Origin of the sequence: Rhodosalinus sp. FB01, from assembly GCF_041365715.1 — a bacterium.
In the GTDB taxonomy this organism is placed as follows: Bacteria; Pseudomonadota; Alphaproteobacteria; order Rhodobacterales; family Rhodobacteraceae; genus Rhodosalinus.
Genome location: NZ_JBGFSH010000001.1, coordinates 326,121 through 346,367 on the forward strand (window position 1 = coordinate 326,121; position 20,247 = coordinate 346,367).

Genomic DNA, 20,247 nt, shown 5'->3' on the forward strand with positions numbered 1-20,247 from the left:
CCGGCCGGCGCGCGCGCCCTCAGGCGCGCCAGAATACAGGCAGAAACAGGACGATCACTGCAAGAAGCTCGAGCCGTCCTGCCAGCATGGCGAGGCACATCATCCACTTGGCCGCGTCGGGCAAGGCGTCGAGAGCACCGGTCGCTCCGACCAATTCGCCAAAGGCGGGTCCGACGTTGAAAAGCGATGTCCAAGCGGCCGTGAGAGCGTCTAGCAAGGGCAGCCCCAACAGTGCAAGACCCGTGGAGAGAAAGCCCAGCGACAGGATGTAGAGCGTGAAAAGCGCCATGACCGACGTCACGACCTGCTCTGAAAGGGTCTGGCCATCGTATCGCAAGCTCATCTGTCGGTGAGGCGCACGGATCTTGAGGACCTGAACGCGAATCGCGTTGAGTAGGATCTGATACCGGAAGATCTTAATCGAGCAGGCGGTGGAGCCGGTGCAGCCACCGATCATGCCCACGACGAACAGCACCGTGAAGGGCATTGCCCCCCAGACCGTGACATCGCCCGCGCCATAACCTGTTCCGGTAAAGATCGAGACGAGGTTGAAAAGCCGCAGCCGCACGCCGTTTTCGTCAAGAAAACCGGTTGCGACCCACTCATAGGCGAGGAGCAGCACTAGGGCATAAAATACCCATCGCAGGAACGTTCTGATCTGGCTGTCGCGCCAAAGCGGGGCCGGGTTGCCGTAGATGAGCTGCATCAGGCGCACGAAGGGCAGCGCGCCCAAGATCATGAACAGCGCCGCCGCGTATTGAGGCGCGCCCGGAAAGGCGCCGAAGGAAAGATCGGACGTCGAGAATCCTCCGGTCGAGATCGTGGTCATCGCATGGACGGTCGCCTCAAAGGGCGTCAGCCCGGTCGCCGAGTAGACAAGGCTGCACACCAGCGTCAGGCCGACATAGACCTGTATCAGTCCCTTCGAGATATCGAGTGCCCGCGGCAGGACCTTGCCAAGCGTGTCGAATGCCTCCGTCTCGAAGAATTGCATCCCGCCAACGCGCATCACGGGGAGGAACACGATCGCGACGATGACGATGCCGAGCCCACCCAGCCACTGCAGGATGCCCCGCCACAAAAGCAGGCCCTTCGGCAACTCGTCCAGGCCGACGATCACGGTCGAACCGGTCGTGGTGATGCCCGACATGGCCTCGAAATAACTGTCCACGAGATTCAGTTGCGTTGCGCCGATCATGAAGGGCAGCGCGCCGAACAGCGGCAGAACGGCCCAGACACCCGTGGTGAGCAGGAACGCCTGCTGGATCGACAGACCTGCCCGCGCGCCGTTGGCGCAGCCCAGCGCGATGAGCCCGCCCGAAAGCCCGGTGACGAAGGCGCTCTGGGCGAAGACGGGCCAGTGGCCGCGCCCCTCGGCGATGTCCACCAGCATCGGCAGAAGCATCGCCGCGCCGAGCACGGCGACGAGCAGGCCGATGACGTATCCAACCGGGCGCAGATCGAACATGAGGCGGAGCGTTGGCGGGCCGTCGCGCGGCTGTCAAGCGCGCGCCTTGCCCTGCGCCGCGTCTTCGTGAGACGCTCGCGAGGTGGAGGGCACGCGATGGACTGGAAACCCGAGGGGCAGACGAGCGTGGCCCCCTACCTCATCGTCTCCGATGCGGCGGCGCAGGCCGAGTTCCTGAAGGCCGTGTTCGGCGCGGAGGTGCTGGAGGCGCACCGCCACGAAGGCGGCGGGATCAGGCACATGACGCTGCGCCTCGACGACGGCACGGTGATGATCGGCCAGGCCCCGGACGGGCCCGAGGCGCATGTGCATGTCTGGGTCGCCGACCCGGCCGCCGCGCACCGCACCGCGCTCGCCGCCGGGGCCGAGGAGGTGCAACCGCCGCGGGACACGGCCGAGGGCGACAGCCGCGCCGGCGTCCGCGTTGGCGGCATCACCTGGTGGATGAGCCGGCACCGCGGCTGAGCGCGCGTCAGCGCGCGTGGATCAGCGTGGCGAACAGCTTCGGATCCAGGCTTTCGGCGGCGAAGGTGTCACCCTCGGTCAGCACCGAGATCGCGTCGTGGCTGTGCAGGCTCTCCTGGTGGCTGGCCGCCACGCGAAAGTCGCCCACCCGCGCGTCCTGCTCCAGCTCGGCGGCGAAAAGCCGCGCCGCGTCCTCCACGAAGATAGGGTTCGCGGCGTTGAGCTCGGCGAAGGCCTGCTCGTCCTCGCGCTTGACCATCACCTGGGTCTCGGTGGGCACCGCGCGGCGGCAGAGTTCCACGAGATCCTCGAACCACAGGCACCCCTCGCCCGTCAGTTCGACGGAGACCCGCGCCACCGACCGCTGCGAATGGGGCGTGGCGAGCTGGCTCCGCTCCCGCCGCGCATGTTCCGACAGCTCCAGCGAGCAGGGGCAGGTGGACGAATACACATAGTCCAGATGCATGATGCGGCGACGCTGGCCCGCCGTCTCCACCAGTTCGAGCGCGATGTCGTAATACTGGTAGCCCGACAGGCCCGAGCGCAGGCTCTCCACCCGTACGGGGAAGGAAAAGCGCATCATGATGCGCGCGTCGAGGCTGTCGAGATCGCTCTTGTAGTCGTCGAGCGCCGCCTCGATCACGTCGAAGCTGAACACCCGCTCGGCGTGGGCGTAGAAGCTCCGCATGATGCGGCTCATGTTGATGCCCTTCTTCTCGGCTTCCAGGCTCACCGTGCCGGTGACGGACGTCTCGAGCGTCAGGTCGCCGTTGTCGCGGGTATGGAAGCGGATCGGCAGGCGGAAGTTGGAGATGCCCACATGCTGGATCGGCCGCCGCGCGCCGCGGATGAGCGCGGCCGGGCCGTTCTGAAGGTCCGGCAGCGTGGCCTTGTAGGCCGCGTCGGCGCGGAAATCATCCGGATAGTCGCGCGCGAGTTCGGGGTAGCCGTCGTGCCCGGGCAGCAGGCGCAGGACAGCCGGGTCGAGCGCGGCGATCTCTTCCTCGCTCGCGTCCTCGATCCAGCGCCGCAGCCGGGCCAGCGCCATCTCGGCCTCCTTGCGGTCGGGCGCCGTTTCCATCTCGCTCACATGCACATTCATCGGGCTCGCCCCTTCGGCAGATCCTCTGTCGGCTGAAGACATAGGACGGGCGCGGGCGGAAATCCAACGGCGACGCAGCATTTTCCGGCCCGCGCCCGGCGCTCACGCCGCCCCCGGACCGCTCATGCCGCGTCGAGCGCGCGGGTCAGATCGGCCAGCAGATCGTCGCCGTCCTCGAGCCCGCAAGAGAGCCGCACGAGCCCCGGCGTGATCCCCAGCACGGCCTTCTGCGCCTCGGGCAGGCGCTGATGGGTCGTCGTGGCAGGATGGGTGACGATCGACTTCGCATCGCCCAGATTGTTCGAGATGACGACAAGATCGAGGGCATTGAGGAAGCGGAACGCCGCCTCCTGCCCGCCGGCGAGCTCCAGCGCGAGCATCGTGCCCCCTGCGCCCATCTGCCGCTGCGCCAGCGCGTGCTGCGGATGCGAGGCGAGGCCGGGATAGAGGACGCGCGACAGCTTCGGATGACCCTCCAGCGCCGCGGCCAGCCGCGCGGCCGTCTCGGTCTGCGCCCGCACCCGCAGATCCATGGTTTCCAGGCCCTTCAGGAGAACCCAGGCGTTGAAGGGCGAAAGCGCACCGCCCGTATGCTTCATGTAGGGCTCCACGGTCCCGCGGATGAACTCCCGCGTTCCGAGGATGACGCCGCCAAGCACCCGGCCCTGCCCGTCGATGTGCTTCGTGGCGGAATAGATCACGACGTCCGCGCCCTGCAGCGCGGCCCGCGAATGGACGGGGGTGGCGAAGACGTTGTCCACGACGACGGTCGCGCCGGCGGCATGGGCGATGTCCGAAACGGCGGCGATGTCGATGACGTCCAGCGTGGGGTTCGAGACGGATTCGAAGAACGCCGCGCGCGTGCCGGGGCGCAGCGCCGCGCGCCACTGATCGAGGTCGGTGCCATCCACGAAGCTCACCTCGACCCCGTAGCGGGCGAGCACCTCCTCCAGCACGTAAAGGCAGGAACCGAAAAGCGCGCGGGCGGCCACGACATGATCGCCCGCCCGCAGCATCGACATGAGCGCGCCCGACACCGCCGCCATGCCGCTCGCGGTCGCGAAGGCGTCCTCGGTTCCCTCGAGGCCCGCGATGCGATCCTCGAACATTGCCACCGTCGGATTGCCGTAGCGGGCATAGATGAACTCGTCGGGGCCGGCGGCGCGGAACCGCGCCTCGGCGGCCTCGGCACTGTCGTAGACGAAACCCTGGGTGAGGAAGAGCGCCTCGCTCACCTCCCCGTATTGCGAGCGCCGCGCGCCGCCATGCACCAGCCGCGTGCGCGGCTTCCAGCCCTCCGACATCCTGCACCTCCCCCGGGGCTCGCCCGGACGAAAAAGCCCCCACGCGCGGTCAAGCGAACGGGGGCCCTTCGTCTTGACCTCTTTAGCGGTATCTTTCGCGTGGCCCGCAATCCGGTGAACAAATCGCCACGGGACCGCGGTTACCCGCGGCGCTGTTGCACGTCAACACCGTCACGAATCCGTAACCCCGCCGTCACGCCAGTTTCGTATGGCCGCCCTAAGCGTTGCCCACAACATGTAGTGGGGCATGGGCGATGCCGCTTCTGCGACTGGATGCACTGGGCGAGACGCCGCACCTGCACGGGAGTGCCGATGCGCCCGGGCCGCTGCTCGCCGAGGCGGCGCGCACGGGCAGCGGGCCGATCATCGTGATGGTGCATGGCTACAAGTTCCGTCCCGGCCACCCCGCGCGCTGCCCGCACGGCCACATCCTCTCGCTCGAAGAGCGCGGAGACTGCTGGAAGGCGCTCAGCTGGCCGCGCGGCCTCGGCTTCGGCGCCGGCGGTCCCGAGGAAGGGCTCGGCATCGCGCTGGGCTGGAACGCGCGCGGCACGATCTGGCAGGCCTACGACCGCGCGGCGGGGGCGGGGGCGGCGCTTGCCCAGGCGATCGAGGTGCTGCACGCCACCGCGCCCCACCGTCCGATCCATGCGCTCGCCCATTCGCTCGGCGCGCGGGTGGTGCTGCAAGCCCTTGCCCGGCTGCCCGAGCGGGCCGTGACCCGCGCCATCCTGCTCGCGGGCGCCGAGTTCGCCAGCCGTGCCGAGGCGGCGCTCGCCACGCCCGCGGGCCGCGCGGCGGAGATCGTCAACGTCACGAGCCGCGAGAACGACCTCTTCGATTTCCTGCTCGAGCGGCTGATCGCCCCGCCGCGGCGGGGCGACCTCACGCTCGGCCACGGTCTCGGCGACCGGCCCGGCGCGCTCACGCTCCAGCTCGACGACCCGGCCACCCTCGCCGTGCTGCGCGCGCGCGGCTTCCCCGTCGCGGCCCCGGCGCGGCGCGTCTGCCACTGGTCGGCCTATCTCCGCCCGGGCGTCTTCGGACTCTACCGCGCACTTCTCCGCCGCCCCGAGACCCTGCCGCTCGCAGCGCTCCGCGCCCAGCTGCCCCAACGCCCGCAACCCCGATGGTCACGGCTTCTTGCGCCGGCGCACGGGGACGCGGCCTTGTCATTGCTGCCGAACACGTCATCCTGACGGCGAGCACAGGAGGCCCGGATGACCCGACCGATAGAGTTGCATTACTGGCCCACGCCCAATGGCTGGAAGATCGCCATCGCGCTGGAGGAGATGGAGCTGCCCTACGAGGTCAAGCTCGTGAACATCGGCAAGGGCGACCAGTTCGACCCCGCGTTCCTGAAGATCGCACCCAACAACCGCATGCCCGCGATCGTGGACCCCGAAGGCCCCGACGGCCGGCCCATCTCCGTCTTCGAATCGGGGGCGATCCTGCAATATCTCGCCCGCAAGACCGGGCGCTTCCACGGAAGCACCGAGCGCGAGCGCGTGGCGGTGGAAGAGTGGCTCATGTGGCAGATGGGCGGGCTCGGCCCGATGGCCGGCCAGGCGCATCACTTCCTGAAATACGCGCCCGCCATGGATCCGCCGCAGGACCTGCCCTACGCCAAGGATCGCTACCGCAACGAGACCGCGCGGCTCTACCGCGTGCTCGACACCCGGCTCGCCGAGACCCGTTACGCGGCCGGGGAGTTCTACTCCATCGCCGACATGGCGATCTGGCCCTGGGCCTCGCTCTGGGAAGGCCAAGAGCAGACGCTGGACGACAAGCCCCACATGAAGCGCTGGCTCGAGGAGGTGGGCGCGCGCCCCGCCGTGCGGACGGGCCGCGACCTCGCCGCCGAGATGCGCAGCTCCGCCGCCGACGACCGCGAGGCGCAGAAGATCCTGTTCGGACAGAAGGGCTAGGGCCGCGCCCGCCCCTTCTTCTTGGCGCAAATACTCTCGGGGGGTGAGGGGCGACGCCCCGAGGGGGGCGGACAGCCCCCCTTTTTCAGCGCCCGCCCTCGTCCCCGTCCTCGATGTGATGCTGGAGCGCCATGATCTGCCACCAGAGGAAGACGAAAAGCAGGATCGGGAAGCCGAAGGTCTCGATCTTGACCCAGGCGTCGGTGGACATGGTGCGCCAGACGAACTCGTTGCCCACGGCGAGCGCGGCGAACATCGCCGTCAGCCGCCGCGTGAGGATCATCCAGCCCTCCTCGCGCATTGGCAGCGCCTCCGAGAGCACGTAGGCCAGCAGGCTCCGCCCCCGCAGAAGCCCAAGCCCGAGCAGCGCCGCGAAGAAGCCGTAGACGATCGTCGTCTTCATCTTGAAGAAGCGCTCGTCGTTGAACCAGGCGGTGAGCGCGCCGAAGAAGACCACCATGATCGCGGTGAAGACCTGCATCCGGCTCATCCGTCCGGTCAGCCACCAGAGCACCCCAATCGAGGCAAGCAGAATCGGCACGAAGGCTACCGTCGCCACGATGAAGCCGGAATATTCCGTGCCGGCGATGGTGAAGACGTCGTCCCTGAGCCGCAGGTAGATCACGAAGAACAGAAGCGGCGGGCCCAGTTCCAGCGTCTGCTTGAGCCAGGGAGCCACGGGCTTCGGGTCGGTGGGGCGGTTGTCAGCCATTGGCTTCCACTATCACGGCCCCCGCCGCGATCAAGGCCATCAGCGTGATCCGGCGCGGCCCAACCGTCTCCTTGAGCACGAGCCAGCCGATGAGGGCGGCGAAGACGGTCGAGGTCTCGCGCAGCACCGCCGCCTCGCCCACGTCGTCGAGCCGGGTGGCCAGCATCACCGAGCCGAAGCTGCCGAAGGCCACGAGGCCGCCGATCACGCCGCGCAGCATCAGGCCCGCGGCCGCGGGCCGCGCCGGCATCCGCCGCCAGTGGAGGTAGACGAAGCCCGGCAGCATGATCCCGTCGAGCAGGAAGAACCAGGCGAGGAAGGTGAAGGGATCGGCGGTGGCGCGGATCCCGTAGGCGTCCCAGGTGGTGTAGAGCGCCACGAAGAGCCCCGTGGCGAAGGCGAGGCCGAGCGCCGCGGGCAGCGTCTCGCGCGCTGTGGGCCAGAAGGCGAGGTTGTAGGCGGCGAGGCCGAAGATCCCCGCCAGAAGGACCGCGAGGCCCAGCCACTGCATCGGCGTGAACGCCTCGCCGAAGATCACGAGCGCGCCCAGCACCGCGAAGAGCGGCCCGGTCCCGCGCACCACCGGGTAGACCACCGTATAGGCCCCCCGCGTGTAGGCCAGGGCCTGCAGGATCTTGTAGCCCAGGTGGATCGCCATGGCCCCGGCGAAGATCGGCCACATGTGCGGCTCGGGCCAGGGCACGACGAAAAGGGCGAAAGGCGCGGCCATCGCCGCATAGGCGGCATCGATCGCGCCGCGGCTGAGCCAGGGGTCGTGCCGGCCCTTCTGCAGCGCGCCGAAGACGGCGTGCAGGAAGGCCGCGAAAAGCGCGAGCGCGGCGGCGAGCGTCTCGCCCGCCGCCGTGCCCTCGAGCGAGACGAGCCACGCGCTCATGCCCGCCGCGCTGTTTCGGGCGCCCGCCCTGGCCGGGCGCGCACCGGGCGCGGTGGCGCGGGCGGGCCGGTTCGCGGTGCGGAGCAGCGATTCGAAGAGGCCATGCGGGCATGGCGGGTGTCTGGGGCCGACGGCGACGGCTGCGCGGCCCCTGCCGCGGGGGCGGCGCCCCCGCGGGCGCGTCCATTCATGCCGAGTTGTCCAGCCCGGTCAGCGCGGCGGCGAACTCCTCGGGATCGAAGGGGGCGAGGTCGTCGATCTGCTCTCCCACGCCGATGGCGTGGATCGGCAGACCGAAGCGGTCGGCGAGCGCCACCAGCACCCCGCCTTTCGCGGTGCCGTCGAGCTTCGTCATGACAAGACCGGTCACGTCGGCGATCTTGCGGAACACGTCGACCTGGTTGAGCGCGTTCTGGCCCGTGGTGGCGTCCAGCACCAGAAGCGTGTTGTGCGGCGCGTCGGGGTCCTTCTTGCGGATCACCCGCACGATCTTGGCAAGCTCCTCCATCAGGTCCTGGCGGTTCTGCAACCGCCCGGCGGTGTCGATCAGCAGAAGGTCCGCGCCCTCGGCCTCGGCCTTCGTCATCGCGTCGAAGGCGAGGCTCGCGGGGTCCGACCCCTCCGGCGCGGTCAGCACCGGCACGCCGGCGCGCTCGCCCCAGATCTGCAACTGCTCCACCGCGGCGGCGCGAAACGTGTCGCCCGCGGCGATCACGACCTGCTTGCCCGCGGCGCGGAACTGGCTTGCGAGCTTGCCGATGGGCGTCGTCTTTCCGGACCCGTTGACGCCCACCACCAGAACCACCTGCGGGCGCCTGGCATAGATCGGCAGCGGCTTCGCCACCGGCTCCAGGATGCGGGCGATCTCCTGCGCGAGCAGGCGCTTGCTCTCCTCCACAGAGAGTTTCCGGCCGAACCGGCCCTCGGCCATGTTCGCCGTGACGCGCAGGGCCGTATCCACCCCCATGTCGGCCGCGATCAGCAACTCCTCGAGGCGCTCCAGCATCTCGTCGTCGAGGCTGCGCCGCATGACGGGCGCATCGCCGCGGCGCCCCAGAAGCCGGCCCAGAAGACCGCGGCCTTCCTGCGGCGGCTCTTCCTGCGGCGTGTCGCCGGGGATCTCCACGGGCATCGGCCCGGGCCCCGGCTCGCCCGGTTGCGGGCGCTCGCGCGGCGGGGTCGCGGGCTCGGGGTCCGCCGGGCGCGGCTCTTCGGGCGGCTCGAACGGGGCCGGGGCGGGCTCCTCCTCGGGCGGGCGCGCGGGCTCCTCCTCGGGCGCGGGCCGCGGCGCGGGCTCCGGTTCCGGCTCCGGTTCGGGCGCGGGCGAGGGGATCGGTGTCGGTTCGCGCTCGGGCGACGGCTCGGGCTCGGCCGGATGCTCGGGCCCGCGCCCGGGCGCGTCCGGCTCGACGGCGCCGCCCTCCTCGACAATGGCCTCGAGCCCCTCGTCGATCTTCGACGAGGACTTGAAAAGACGGTCCTTGAGCTTTCTGAAAAAGGCCATTCGCGCACGCTTTCGGTTTTTCTTCACCTAACCACTGGCGCGACGGGATGGAAGGGCAGAGCCGCCCCGCCTATGATCCCCGAGGATGGCATCGTTCTGGCGGAGCAGCGAGGAAACGACCGATGACGAGGACCGGAAAGACCGCGCCGCGCCGCGATGACCCGCCTGCCCCCGCAACGGGCAAGACGCCCGCCGCCCCCGCCGCGATGTCGGACCTGCGCGGCGCGGACCCCGACCTTCGCGCCAGGGCGCTGCGGCTCAACCGGATGCACGAGGCCGAGACATCGCCGCTTCGCGCCGGCGACCTCGAGGCGATGTGCGCCGCCGCCTTCGCCGCGCCGGCGTTCGGGGACGGCACGGGCTTCCTGATCGCCTTCGACGAGGGCGCGGCCTATGACAGCCCGAATTTCCGCTGGTTCAAGGCGCGTTATCCCGCTTTCGTCTACGTGGACCGGGTGATCGTGGATCCGGACGCGCGCGGGCGCGGTCTCGCACGGCGGCTCTACGCCGCGCTTTACGACGCGACGCGGGCGAGCGGGCGCAGCCTGATCGCATGCGAGGTGAACGTGGCCCCGCCGAACCCGGCCTCGCTGGCCTTTCACGCGCGCGAAGGCTTCGACGCGGTGGGCGAAGGCGCGTTCCTGCCGGGCAAGCGCGTGGCCTACATGCTGCGGCGCCTGCCCTGATGGACCGCGCATGCCGGCCCCTCGGCTGCAATGAGCGGTTAACATCGCCGCGCCGCCATGGCAGGTTCGAAAAATGTCGTACCGCACCCTTCACGCCCTGACCTGCGCCGCGCTTCTGGCCGCAACGCCGCTTGCGGCCGCCGAGCCCATGAACGCCGAGGAGTTCGACGCCTACACGCGCGGAAAGACGCTCTATTACGGTCAGTCCGGGCAGGCCTACGGGGTCGAGGAATACAAGGACGACCGCGAGGTGGTCTGGTCCTTCCTCGACGGCGAGTGCATCGAGGGGCGCTGGTACGAGGACGCGCGCGGCTACATCTGCTTCGTCTACGAGGATGACCGGCTCGGGCCGCAATGCTGGCAGTTCTTCCGCGCACCGGGCGGCGGGCTGACCGCGATCTTCGAGGATGACACCGCGGTGCCGCTCTACGAGGCGGGGGAAAGCGACGAGCCGATGCAGTGCCTCGGCCCCGAGGTGGGCGTCTGATGGCCGCGGGGTCGCGCGCCCGTTACAGAATGCCGGCACGCTCGCGCCCGGCGGACACCGTTCCGATGACACATCACCCCGCAAGGAGACGTTCCATGCCCGTTTTTCATCGCGTTGCGGCGCTTGGCCTGACGCTCGCCCTGACGGCGCTCGCGCCGGGCGTCTCGGCGCAGGACAGCCGCTCGATCGAGGGCCGCGCGTCCTACATGGCGCGCATCGCCCTGCCGCCCGACGCCGAGATCGCGGTGGAGGCGCGCGGCTTCAACGACGAAAGCCTGGGCTTCGTCCGCGAAGCCACCGAGGGCGCGCAGGTGCCCCTTCCCTTCTCGGTGGACATCCCGCAAGGCCTGCGCGCCGATCTGCGGGTGGCGATCTTCGTGGACGGCGCGCCGCGCTGGCTGAGCGCGCCCGTGGCCGTGGAACCCGGCGCAGAGCCGGTGGACGTGGGCGAGGTCATGCTGCGGCCCTACACGCCGATGGGATTCACCAGCGAGATGGTCTGCGGCGACCGGCGTCTGCGGCTCGGCTTCGCCGGCGAAAAGGCGCTTCTGGACACCGGGACCGCCGTGATCGAGCTCGATCAGGTGCGCGCGGCGTCCGGCGCGAAGTTCGAGGCCGCCGACGGTTCGGCCATGGTCTGGACGAAAGGCGACAGCGCAATGGTCGAAATCGAAGGCGAGGCGCTGCCGGAGTGCCGGCTCGTGCCCCCCGACGCCGCGCCCGCATGGACCGCGCGCGGCAACGAGCCGTTCTGGACGCTGGAGATGCAGGGCGGACAGGTCACCCTGACCACCGGCATGGGCGCCGAATCGGTGACCGCCCAGCTTCCCGATCCCGTGATCGCGGACGGGGCCTTCGGCTACGCGATGCGCGAGGCCGACATCCGCCTGACCGTGGCCGAGACGATCTGCCGCGACAGCATGACCGGAATGCCCTATCCCGAAACCGTGACCGTCGAGACGCGCGAGCAGACGCTTCGCGGCTGCGGCGGCGCGCCGATCGAGCTTCTGACCGGGCGCGAGTGGGTGGTCGAGGACATCTCCGGCGAAGGGCTGATCGATTCGTCGCGCGTGACCGTCCATGTCGGCCGGGAGGGCCGCGTCAGCGGCACCGGCGGCTGCAACCGCTATACCGGCCAGTTCGAACTGACCGGAGAGCGGCTGACCGTCGGGCCGGTCGCCGGGACCATGATGGCCTGCGCGGAGGCGGTCATGAACCAGGAACAGCGATTCTACGACGCGCTGGGGAAAGTGGACGGCTTCGACATCGACGAAACCGGCGCGCTGCTGCTGCGCGGGGGGGGCGAGACGCTCATTCTCGCCCGGCGCTGACGGCACCTAGAACAGGGAGCCCTGCTCGGGCGGCGGGTCGCTCGCCTTGCTCCCGCCGCCGCGCTTCGGGCCCTGCCCCAGGCGCAGCCGGCCATCGGCGAACTCGATCTCCAGCGCGCTCACGGCCTCGGCCGCCGCCTTGCGCGTGACCACGGCGCCGTCGCCGCGGACCACGGCATAGCCGCGCTCCAGCGTGGCGCGGTAGCCCAGCGTCTCGCGCAGCCGGTCGAGGGCGGCGAGCCGCTCGCGGCGCGCCGCGATGCCTGCCGCGCCCGCCTCGGAAAGCCGGCGGGCAACCCTGTCCAGCGCCTCGCGCCGCCGGGCGAGGTCGTCGCGCACCGGGCGCAGGTCCAGCCGGTCCGCGCGGCGGCCCAGCGCCTCGCGCCGCGCCGCGACAAGGCGCGCAAGCGCGGGGGCGAGGCGCGGGCCAAGCGCCGCGAAGGCGTCCCGGCGGAAGTCGAGGCGCGAGGCCAGCAATGCCGGCCTGAGGCTTCCCGCGGCCTCGGAAAGCGTCACGCGCCGGGCCTGCACCCCGTGCGAGAGCGCCGCGGGCAGCCGGTCCGACAGCGTGTCGAGCCGCTGGCGGGGATATTCCACCAGCGTTTCGGGGCGCGGCAGGCCGCGGCCGAGGTCGCGCAGCCGCTCGCCGCGCCGCGCGAGGCCCGCGGTCAGCGCATGGGTGAGCCGCCCGCCCTGCCCGTCGAGCCACACGACGAGGTCGAGCCGCACCGGCACCGCAAGCTCCGCCGCGGCAGTGGGCGTTGGGGCGCGGCGGTCGGAGACGAAATCGATGAGCGTGGTGTCGGTCTCGTGGCCCACCGCCGAGACGAGCGGGATCCCGGAGGCCGCGGCGGCGCGGGCCACGATCTCTTCGTTGAAGCCCCAGAGATCCTCGATGGAGCCGCCGCCACGGGCCACGATCAGGAGGTCCGGCCGCGGGATCGGCCCGCGCCTGGGCAGCGCGTTGAAGCCCCGGATGGCGTTCGCCACCTCGGGCGCGCAGCGTTCGCCCTGCACCGCCACGGGCCAGATCAGCACGTGGCGCGGGAAGCGGTCGCGCAGGCGATGGAGGATGTCGCGGATCACCGCGCCCGAGGGCGAGGTCACGACCCCGATCACCTCGGGAAGGTAGGGCAGGCGCCTCTTGCGCGCCTCGTCGAAAAGCCCCTCGGCGGCGAGCTGCTTCTTGCGCTGCTCGAGCAGCGCCATGAGCGCGCCCTGCCCGGCGGGCCGGATGTCCTCGATCACGATCTGGTAGCGCGACTGGCCGGGGAACGTCGTCAGCCGCCCGGTGGCAACCACCTCGAGCCCTTCCTCGGGCTGGGTGGCGAGCCGCGCCGCAGCGCCCTTCCAGATCACGCCCGAAAGCACCGCGCGCTCGTCCTTGAGGTCGAGATAGACATGCCCCGAGCGCGGCCGCGAGACGCGCCCCACCTCGCCGCGCACGCGGACATGGGGAAACTCCCCTTCCACGACACGCTTCACGGCGCCGGAAAGCTCCGACACCGTGAATTCGGGGGCGTTGCCGCGCGGCCCCGCTCCGGGCCCGTCATCTTCGATCAGATCGGACATGCCGCCTGCATGCCCGATCCGGCCGGCGAAGGGAAGCTCATGCCGCGCGGTCGTGGTGGCGCCCCTCGCCGATCTCCTCGACGAGCTTGTCGCAGAACGCGTCGAGGTCGCCCGGGTGGCGGCTGGTGATGAGCCCCTGGTCGATGACGACCTCGGACTCCTCCCATTCGCCGCCGGCGTTGCGCAGGTCGGTGCGGATCGAATGGTAGGAGGTCACGCGGCGGCCGCGCACGACATCCGCCTCCACCAGAAGCCAGGGCGCGTGGCAGATCGCGCCGATGGGCTTGCCGGCCGCCCAGAACGCCGAGACGAGGGCCACCGCCGCCGGCTCGACCCGCAGAAGGTCGGGGTTGATCTGGCCGCCGGGCAACACCAGCGCGTCGTAGTCCGCGGCGTCGGCCCCGGCGAGGTCGCGGTCCACGCGGACGGGGCGGCCCCAGTTGTCGCCGTCCCAGCCGGTGATCTCGCCGCTTTCGGGCGAGACCACATGCACGGTGGCGCCCGCCGCGGCGAGACGGTCCCGGGGCACCTCCAGTTCGGATTGCTCGAAGCCGTTGGTGGCGAGAATGGCAATGGTCTTGCCGTCGAGTGCGGACATGGCGTCTCTCCTCTCGGTTCGGTCTGAAGTCGAGCATACGATAACACGCCACGCAAACCGGGCCCAAGCTTGCTCCGCGCCCGCCGCGCCCCTAATCAGGCGCGACCCGAGCGGAGGCACGACGCATGAACATCCTGATTCTCGGCGGCGGGGGCCGCGAGCACGCGCTCGCCTGGGCGGCGATGCAGAACCCGAAATGCGACAAGCTGATCGTGGCCCCCGGCAACGCCGGCATCGCGGCGATCGCGACCTGCGCGTCGCTCGACATTCTCGACGGCGCGGCGGTGGCGAATTTCTGCGAAAGCGAGGCGATCGACCTCGCGATCGTGGGACCCGAAGCGCCGCTCGCCGCAGGGATCGCCGACCGGCTGCGCGACGCGGGCGTCGCCGGCTTCGGCCCGTCGGCGGCGGCGGCGCGGCTCGAAGCCTCGAAGGCCTTCACGAAGGAGATCTGCGATGCCTGCGGTGCGCCCACCGCCGCCTGGGCGCGCTTCACCGACGTCCGCGCCGCCAGGGCGCACCTCGAGACCACCGGCGCGCCCGTCGTGGTAAAGGCCGACGGGCTCGCCGCCGGGAAGGGCGTGGTGGTGGCCGAAACGCTCGACGAGGCCCGCGCGGCGGTGGACGAGATGTTCGCGGGCGCTTTCGGGCAGGCGGGCGCCGAGGTGGTGATCGAGGAGTTCATGACCGGCGAGGAGGCCTCCTTCTTCGTGCTGGTGGACGGCGAGGAGGTGCTGCCCGTCGGCACCGCGCAGGACCACAAGCGCATCGGCGAGGCCGACACCGGCCCCAACACCGGCGGCATGGGCGCCTATTCGCCCGCCCCGGTGATGACGCCGGAGGTGGAGGCCCGCGCCCTCGAGGAGATCGTGAAGCCGGTGGTGGCCGAGATGGCGCGGCGCGGCACCCCCTATTCCGGGGTCCTTTACGCCGGGCTCATGATCGCGGAGGGCCGGCCGCGCCTGGTGGAATTCAACGTCCGCTTCGGCGATCCGGAGGCGCAGGTGCTGATGCTGCGCCTCGGCGCGCAGGCGCTGGATCTCATGCAGGCGACCGCGGAGGGCCGGCTGGGCGCGGCCCGCGTCAACTGGGCGGGCGATCACGCCATGACCGTGGTGATGGCCGCGAAGGGCTATCCCGGCGACTACGCGAAGGGCGAGCCCATCGGCGGGCTGGACGCGCTGCCCGAGGACAGTTTCCACCAGTGCTTTCACGCCGGCACAGCGCGCGCCGACGGGCGCATCGTCTCGGCCGGCGGGCGGGTCCTGACCCTGACCGCGCGCGGCGCGACACTCGCCGAGGCGGCCGAGCGTGCCTACGCCATGGTGCGAGCCGTGGACTGGCCGGGCGGTGTCTGGCGATCCGACATCGGCTGGCGTGCGCTCGGCGGCGGCCGCGCGGGCTGAGAGGGCGCAGGGGGCTCCGCCCCCGCCGCGCCTGCCGGCGCGCCTCCCCCGGAGTATTTCTGCCAAGAAGAAGCAGGGAACCGTCCGCGCACGGGAGCGGGGGGAGGTTGCGCGGCTAGCCGGTCTCGCAGGCGAGGGCCGCGGCGAAGCTCGTGCCATCGGCGAGCGGGCCGATGTCGCGGGCGGCGAGACGCCCATCCGCGAGCGTCACGGCGCGAAGGCGGCGCCAGCCGGCGTCGGCCAGCACGATCTCGGGGCCCTGCCCGCAGTCGCGGATGCCGCCCGAGATCACCTCGTCGCCGATACGGTGGTTCGTGAGCCCTTCGAGCGCGGCGATCTCGGTCAGGCCGCCGGCGGCCCAGCTCCACACGCGCAGGGTGCGGACGAGGTGCGGCCGGTCCACATAGGCGATGTCGGTCACGCCGTCGCCGTTCAGATCCGCGATGCCCGCCGGTGCGAGCCAGCGAAAGCGCGTGCCGATATGCGGCGTTGCGTGCGCCTTCACGAGCGCCCCCTGCCGCAGCGAATAGACGGCAAGCTGTGCGCCCAGTTGCGGGTCGGTCTCGACGACGATCACGTCGGCCGCGCCGTCGCCATCGGCATCGGCGACGCGGGGGGCGGTGTCCTCGAACACATGGTCGGGTTCGGGCCCGTCGCGCAGGTCGATCCGCAGCGTACGCCCGTCGGTCGTGGTCACGGCGAGCACGGCCTTCTCGCGGATCGATCCCATGATGCGATGGGGATAGGTATCGAGCGACACCTCGTACCGGGCAGACGCGATATCGCCGGCAGGGCCGCCGTCGGCCGCGGCGCAGCCGGCCGCGGCGAGACAGGCGAGCGCCGCGGCGAGCCGCATCAGATCTGCTTTTCGGGCATCTGCACCACGAGGCCGTCGAGCGCGTCGGAGACCTTGAGCTGGCAGGTCAGCCGCGACCGCTCGGGATCGGGCTCGTAGGCGAAATCGAGCATGTCGGCTTCCATGTCCTCCCTGGGCGGCAGCTTGCCGACCCAGTCGGGGTGGACGTAGACATGGCAGGTGGAGCAGGCGCAGGCGCCGCCGCAATCGGCCTCGATGCCGGGGATGTTGTTGTCGCGCGCGCCTTCCATCACGGTCAGGCCGTTCGGGACCTCGACGACGTGCTCGGTGCCGTTGTGCTCGATATAGGTGATCTTCGCCATGCCGCGTCGTTCCCTTGCTCATTCCTAAGGGGGTTCCTAGCCAAGCGATCTAGGACACGCCAGAGCGATTTGCGACCCCGTTGCCGGGGCATCGCGGCCAGGACACCGGGCAGGCTTGCGCAGGCGCGCAAATGTTCTATTTTCGTTCTCATGCTGACGCTTCGCCCTGCCCCGCGCGGGCCCGCCTTTTCCGGGCCCTGGCCGCGCCCCCCAGCGGCGCTGCCGGCCGCGCGGCTTGGCGAGCCGCCCGCGGGCGCGCGGGTGACGGTGGCGGGGCTCGTGATCCTGCGCCAGCGGCCCGGCACCGCAAAGGGGGTGATCTTCGTCACGCTGGAGGACGAGACCGGGGTGGTGAACGTCGTGGTCTGGCGCGCGCTCTACGAGCGTTTCCGCCGCGCGGTGATCGCGGCGCGGCTTCTGAGGGTGACCGGGCGGCTTCAGCGCGAGCATGGCGTCACCCATGTCGTCGCCGAACGGATCGAGGACATCTCGGACATGCTCGACGCGCTTCTCGCGCCGGAGCCCTGCCGCGCGGCCGACCAGCCCGGCACCACCCATGCCGATCCGCGCACACCGCCGGCGCGGCGCGGCCCGCGCGGCGGGCCCGGCTAGAGGTAGAGCTGCGTGGCGATCGCGAAGAGGATGAGCACCCCGGCCACGTCGTTCAGGGTGAGGATGAAGATCCCCATCGCCACGGCCGGATCCACCTTCGCCCGCGCAAGCGCCACCGGCACGACCGTGCCCACCGTTCCCGCCACCAGGATCACCAGGACCTGCGACATGGCGACCGTGGCCACCAGCGCGGGCGCGCGCTCGATCGGGACCGCGAAGGACACCGCGAAAAGCAGCAGCCCGACGGCAAGCCCCATCGCCACGCCGTTCATCGCCGCGCCCGCCACCTCGCGGCCGAGGCGCGCGGCGAAGCCGCCGGTGAGCTTGCCGTGCTCCGACAGCGCCTGGATCGTCACCGTCGAGGCCTGCATGCTGGCGTTGCCGGCCGTGGCGCTGACCACGGGGATGAAGCTCGCCAGGATGGCGGCCTGGGTCAGCGTCTCCTCGTAGGCGCCCACCACGAGCGCGGTGACGAGCGCCCCGGCGAGACCGGTGAGCAGCCACGGAAGGCGCCGCCGCACGATCTGTCCCGGGCTGTCGAACCCCGTCGATTCGGGCGAGACGCTGCCCATCAGCATGATGTCCTCGCGCGCTTCGCGCCGGGCGATCTCGGTCAGTTCGCGCGGCGCTATGACGCCGAGCAGCCTGTGCGCCTCGTCCACCACGGCGATCACCGTCTCGCCCTGCGCCTTGGCGAGGTCGAGCACATCCTCCTGGTCGGTGTCCCGCGCGACCGCGGGCGGATCGCGCCGCATCACCTCCGACACCGGCGTGCGGCCGTGGTTGAGGATCAGGTCCCGAAGCTTCATGTAACCGACGAGCCGGCCTTCCGCGTCCACGACATGCAGGCTGTCGATCCGTTCGATCCGGTCCGAGCGGCGGCGGATATCCTCGATCACATCGTGGACCGTCTCGGTGTCGCGCGCCACCACCGCGCCGTGCTTCATCGCCGCTTCGGCGCTGTCGTTGTCCACGAGGATCTCGCGCAGCCGCTCTGCCTGCGGGTGGCTGTCGGCGAGTTCGAGCGCGAGGCGCGTGGGCAGCGTCACGAGAAGGCGCTTGGCCCGGTCGAGCGTGAGCCGGCCGAGCAGCTTGGCGAACTTCGCCCGCGTGGCCTCCGCGAAAAGCGCATGGTTGAAGCGCGGATCGACCTCCGACAGGACCCGCAGGCTGAGATCGTCGGACAGCCAACGCAGCATCTTCTGCGCGTTCTTCGTGCGGAGCGCGAGAAAACAGTCGAGGATGTCGGAGGGCGCCCAGGTCTCGAGCGCGGCGACCACGCGCTCGCGCTCGCCGGCCGAGATCAGCTCATCGAGCCTGCGCGCGGTGGCCGCGTTGGCGGCCGCGACCTCGGCGCTGTCGCCGCGCCGCCATTCCAGAGACGTCCCATTCTCGGCCATCGCGCGCCCGCGCTCCACCTGCACCCCTGCCTGCCAGAAGGGGCAAAGGCGCGCCGCATGACAAGCCCCGCGACCGCCCCCAAACGAAAAAGGGCGCCCCGTCGGAGCGCCCCTTTCATGGTCGATCCGGCGACGGCGTCAACCTTCACCGATGCCGAGCGCCACGAACCGCGGATCGCCCCCCCGGCGGACGAGAAGGAGCAGGGATTTGCGGCCCGCGTCACGGGCGTCCTCGATCCGCGCCTCGAGTTCCTCGGCCGAGGTCAGACGCTCCTGCCCCGCCTCGGTGATCAGGTCACCCGCGCGCAGGCCCTTGTCGTAGGCTTCGGACTCGACGTCCACGTCCGTCACGACGAGGCCCTCGGCATCGGACGAAAGCTCCAGCTGGGCGCGCAGCTCCTCGGTCAGCGGCGACACCGTCATGCCGAGCATCTGCGATTCGGCTGGCTCTTCCTCGGGACCGGGCTGGGCCGCGGGCACCGACCCCTCCGCCGTCTCGCGGCGGCCGAGCGTCACCCTGAGCGTCTGGCTCTTGCCGTCGCGCAGCACGGTGACCCGCACCGACTTGCCGACGGCGGTATTGGCGACCACGCGCACGAGCTGCCGCGTGTCCATCACCTCTATGCCGTCGAAGCCGAGGATCACGTCGCCCGATTCCATCCCGGCCTCGCGCGCGGGTCCCTCGGGCACGTCGGTGACGAGCGCGCCACGCGCCTCTTCGAGCCCGTCGATGCTCTCGGCAATGTCGGGGGTGACATCCTGGATGCGCACGCCGAGCCAGCCGCGCCGCGTTTCGCCGAACTCCTTCAGCTGGTCGACGACACCGATCACGACATTCGACGCCATGGCGAAACCGATGCCGATGGAGCCGCCGTCGGGGCTGCGGATGGCGGTGTTCACCCCGATCACCTCGCCGTCCATGTTGAACAGCGGCCCGCCCGAATTGCCGCGGTTGATGGCGGCGTCGGTCTGGATGTAGTCGTCATAGGTGCCCGAACGCGCCCGGTTGCGCGCCGACACGATGCCGGCGGACACCGAGAAGCCCTGTCCGAGCGGGTTGCCCATCGCCATCACCCACTCGCCGACGCGCGCCGCATCGCTGTCGCCGAAAGGCACGTGCCGCAGCGGCTCGTCCGGAGCGACCTTGAGAAGCGCGATATCGGTATTGGGGTCGGTGCCGACCACCTCGGCCTGAAGCTCGAAACCTTCGAAGAATTCGACGAGGATCTCGTCCGCGCCCTCGATCACGTGGTTGTTGGTGACCACGAAGCCGTCCTCGGAGATGACGAACCCCGAGCCGAGGGAGGAGCTGCGCCGCGGGGCCGGCTCGCCGGGTCCCTGGAATTCGCGGAAGAAATCCTCGAAGGGCGAACCTTCGGGGAACATGCGGGGCGCGTCGGTTCCGGCGACGGTCGTCGTCGTGGTGATGTTGACCACGGCCGGGCTGACCTGGTCGGCGAGGTCGGCGAAACTTTCGGGCGTGCCGCGCGCCTGGGCGGACACGGCCTGCGCGAGCGCGAAGGCCAGCGCCAGCATGAAAAGCCAGAAACCGCGCAGGATGCCGGGCGCGGCCGGCATCGTCGTCTGGATTGCCTTTG

The 20,247-nt window shown here is 70.7% G+C and carries 20 protein-coding genes and 1 riboswitch; of the genes, 8 read left to right on the plus strand and 12 right to left on the minus strand.

What is annotated here, in order from left to right:
• Nucleotides 1-19 precede the first annotated feature (19 nt).
• A complete protein-coding gene (locus tag AB6A65_RS01580; protein WP_371036596.1) occupies nt 20-1,468 on the minus strand; it encodes a TrkH family potassium uptake protein in 1,449 nt (482 codons plus the stop codon).
• A gap of 96 nt (nt 1,469-1,564) precedes the next feature.
• On the opposite strand from AB6A65_RS01580, the gene AB6A65_RS01585 reads away from it, so the two are divergent.
• Nucleotides 1,565-1,933, plus strand: a complete 369-nt coding sequence (locus tag AB6A65_RS01585; RefSeq protein WP_371036597.1) for a VOC family protein — start codon at nt 1,565-1,567, stop codon at nt 1,931-1,933.
• A gap of 7 nt (nt 1,934-1,940) precedes the next feature.
• Here AB6A65_RS01585 and folE2 read toward each other — a convergent pair whose 3' ends face one another.
• Together folE2 and metZ are read right to left on the minus strand one after the other, a co-directional pair.
• On the minus strand, nt 1,941-3,035 hold the full coding sequence (gene folE2 / locus AB6A65_RS01590) for a GTP cyclohydrolase FolE2 (protein WP_371036598.1): 1,095 nt from the start codon (nt 3,033-3,035) through the stop codon (nt 1,941-1,943).
• 122 nt (nt 3,036-3,157) lie between these two features.
• Nucleotides 3,158-4,339, minus strand: coding sequence for an O-succinylhomoserine sulfhydrylase (gene metZ / locus AB6A65_RS01595; protein WP_371036599.1), 1,182 nt, complete (start codon nt 4,337-4,339; stop codon nt 3,158-3,160).
• A gap of 61 nt (nt 4,340-4,400) precedes the next feature.
• Nucleotides 4,401-4,479: riboswitch (SAM riboswitch) on the minus strand.
• Between the two features lie 114 nt (nt 4,480-4,593).
• Here metZ and AB6A65_RS01600 point away from each other — a divergent pair.
• Nucleotides 4,594-5,538: a DUF726 domain-containing protein gene (locus AB6A65_RS01600; RefSeq protein ID WP_371036600.1), complete on the plus strand. Its 945-nt coding sequence runs from the start codon at nt 4,594-4,596 to the stop codon at nt 5,536-5,538.
• Between the two features lie 21 nt (nt 5,539-5,559).
• The gene (locus tag AB6A65_RS01605) at nt 5,560-6,267 is read left to right on the plus strand and encodes a glutathione S-transferase N-terminal domain-containing protein (RefSeq protein ID WP_371036601.1); all 708 of its coding nucleotides are present in this window, start codon (nt 5,560-5,562) and stop codon (nt 6,265-6,267) included.
• An 85-nt stretch (nt 6,268-6,352) separates the two neighbouring features.
• On the opposite strand, the gene AB6A65_RS01610 is transcribed toward AB6A65_RS01605, so the two are convergent.
• From AB6A65_RS01610 to ftsY, 3 genes are all read right to left on the minus strand, one after another.
• Nucleotides 6,353-6,979, minus strand: a complete 627-nt coding sequence (locus AB6A65_RS01610) for an inner membrane-spanning protein YciB (RefSeq protein WP_371036602.1) — start codon at nt 6,977-6,979, stop codon at nt 6,353-6,355.
• Nucleotides 6,972-7,874: an EamA family transporter gene (locus AB6A65_RS01615; RefSeq protein WP_371036603.1), complete on the minus strand. Its 903-nt coding sequence runs from the start codon at nt 7,872-7,874 to the stop codon at nt 6,972-6,974. The genes AB6A65_RS01610 and AB6A65_RS01615 overlap by 8 nt, the downstream gene beginning before the upstream one ends.
• A gap of 187 nt (nt 7,875-8,061) precedes the next feature.
• Nucleotides 8,062-9,378 carry a signal recognition particle-docking protein FtsY gene (ftsY, locus tag AB6A65_RS01620; RefSeq protein ID WP_371036604.1) on the minus strand — a complete coding sequence of 439 codons (1,317 nt, stop codon included), beginning with the start codon at nt 9,376-9,378 and terminating at the stop codon, nt 8,062-8,064.
• 122 nt (nt 9,379-9,500) lie between these two features.
• On the opposite strand from ftsY, the gene AB6A65_RS01625 reads away from it, so the two are divergent.
• The 3 genes from AB6A65_RS01625 to AB6A65_RS01635 all read left to right on the plus strand — a co-directional run bounded on the left by AB6A65_RS01625 (nt 9,501) and on the right by AB6A65_RS01635 (nt 11,882).
• Nucleotides 9,501-10,064, plus strand: a complete 564-nt coding sequence (locus AB6A65_RS01625) for a GNAT family N-acetyltransferase (protein WP_371036605.1) — start codon at nt 9,501-9,503, stop codon at nt 10,062-10,064.
• 73 nt (nt 10,065-10,137) lie between these two features.
• Entirely contained in the window at nt 10,138-10,551 is a 414-nt protein-coding gene (locus tag AB6A65_RS01630; protein ID WP_371036606.1) for a hypothetical protein, read from the plus strand.
• Between the two features lie 95 nt (nt 10,552-10,646).
• Complete coding sequence (locus AB6A65_RS01635) at nt 10,647-11,882, plus strand: META domain-containing protein (RefSeq protein WP_371036607.1); 1,236 nt, start codon at nt 10,647-10,649, stop codon at nt 11,880-11,882.
• Nucleotides 11,883-11,888: 6 nt separating this feature from the next.
• Here the strand turns inward: AB6A65_RS01635 and xseA are convergent, their stop codons facing one another.
• Together xseA and AB6A65_RS01645 are read right to left on the minus strand one after the other, a co-directional pair.
• Nucleotides 11,889-13,454 (minus strand): exodeoxyribonuclease VII large subunit, encoded by a 1,566-nt coding sequence (gene xseA / locus AB6A65_RS01640; protein WP_371036608.1) that lies wholly within the window; start codon nt 13,452-13,454, stop codon nt 11,889-11,891.
• Between the two features lie 37 nt (nt 13,455-13,491).
• Nucleotides 13,492-14,052 carry a type 1 glutamine amidotransferase domain-containing protein gene (locus AB6A65_RS01645; protein WP_371036609.1) on the minus strand — a complete coding sequence of 187 codons (561 nt, stop codon included), beginning with the start codon at nt 14,050-14,052 and terminating at the stop codon, nt 13,492-13,494.
• Between the two features lie 125 nt (nt 14,053-14,177).
• Here AB6A65_RS01645 and purD point away from each other — a divergent pair, with 125 nt between their 5' ends.
• The gene (purD, locus tag AB6A65_RS01650) at nt 14,178-15,458 is read left to right on the plus strand and encodes a phosphoribosylamine--glycine ligase (RefSeq protein ID WP_371036610.1); all 1,281 of its coding nucleotides are present in this window, start codon (nt 14,178-14,180) and stop codon (nt 15,456-15,458) included.
• Between the two features lie 115 nt (nt 15,459-15,573).
• Here purD and AB6A65_RS01655 read toward each other — a convergent pair whose 3' ends face one another.
• Nucleotides 15,574-16,314 carry an FG-GAP-like repeat-containing protein gene (locus AB6A65_RS01655; RefSeq protein ID WP_371036611.1) on the minus strand — a complete coding sequence of 247 codons (741 nt, stop codon included), beginning with the start codon at nt 16,312-16,314 and terminating at the stop codon, nt 15,574-15,576.
• A complete protein-coding gene (locus AB6A65_RS01660; protein ID WP_371036612.1) occupies nt 16,314-16,637 on the minus strand; it encodes a 2Fe-2S iron-sulfur cluster-binding protein in 324 nt (107 codons plus the stop codon). The genes AB6A65_RS01655 and AB6A65_RS01660 overlap by 1 nt, the downstream gene beginning before the upstream one ends.
• Before the next feature lie 150 nt (nt 16,638-16,787).
• Here AB6A65_RS01660 and AB6A65_RS01665 point away from each other — a divergent pair, with 150 nt between their 5' ends.
• Nucleotides 16,788-17,249, plus strand: a complete 462-nt coding sequence (locus tag AB6A65_RS01665; protein WP_371036613.1) for an OB-fold nucleic acid binding domain-containing protein — start codon at nt 16,788-16,790, stop codon at nt 17,247-17,249.
• Here the strand turns inward: AB6A65_RS01665 and AB6A65_RS01670 are convergent.
• Together AB6A65_RS01670 and AB6A65_RS01675 are read right to left on the minus strand one after the other, a co-directional pair.
• A complete protein-coding gene (locus AB6A65_RS01670) occupies nt 17,246-18,649 on the minus strand; it encodes a magnesium transporter (protein WP_371036614.1) in 1,404 nt (467 codons plus the stop codon). The two genes, AB6A65_RS01665 and AB6A65_RS01670, sit on opposite strands and share 4 nt — an antisense overlap.
• Nucleotides 18,650-18,787: 138 nt before the next feature.
• Nucleotides 18,788-20,227 (minus strand): Do family serine endopeptidase, encoded by a 1,440-nt coding sequence (locus tag AB6A65_RS01675; RefSeq protein ID WP_371036808.1) that lies wholly within the window; start codon nt 20,225-20,227, stop codon nt 18,788-18,790.
• Nucleotides 20,228-20,247: the final 20 nt, after the last annotated feature.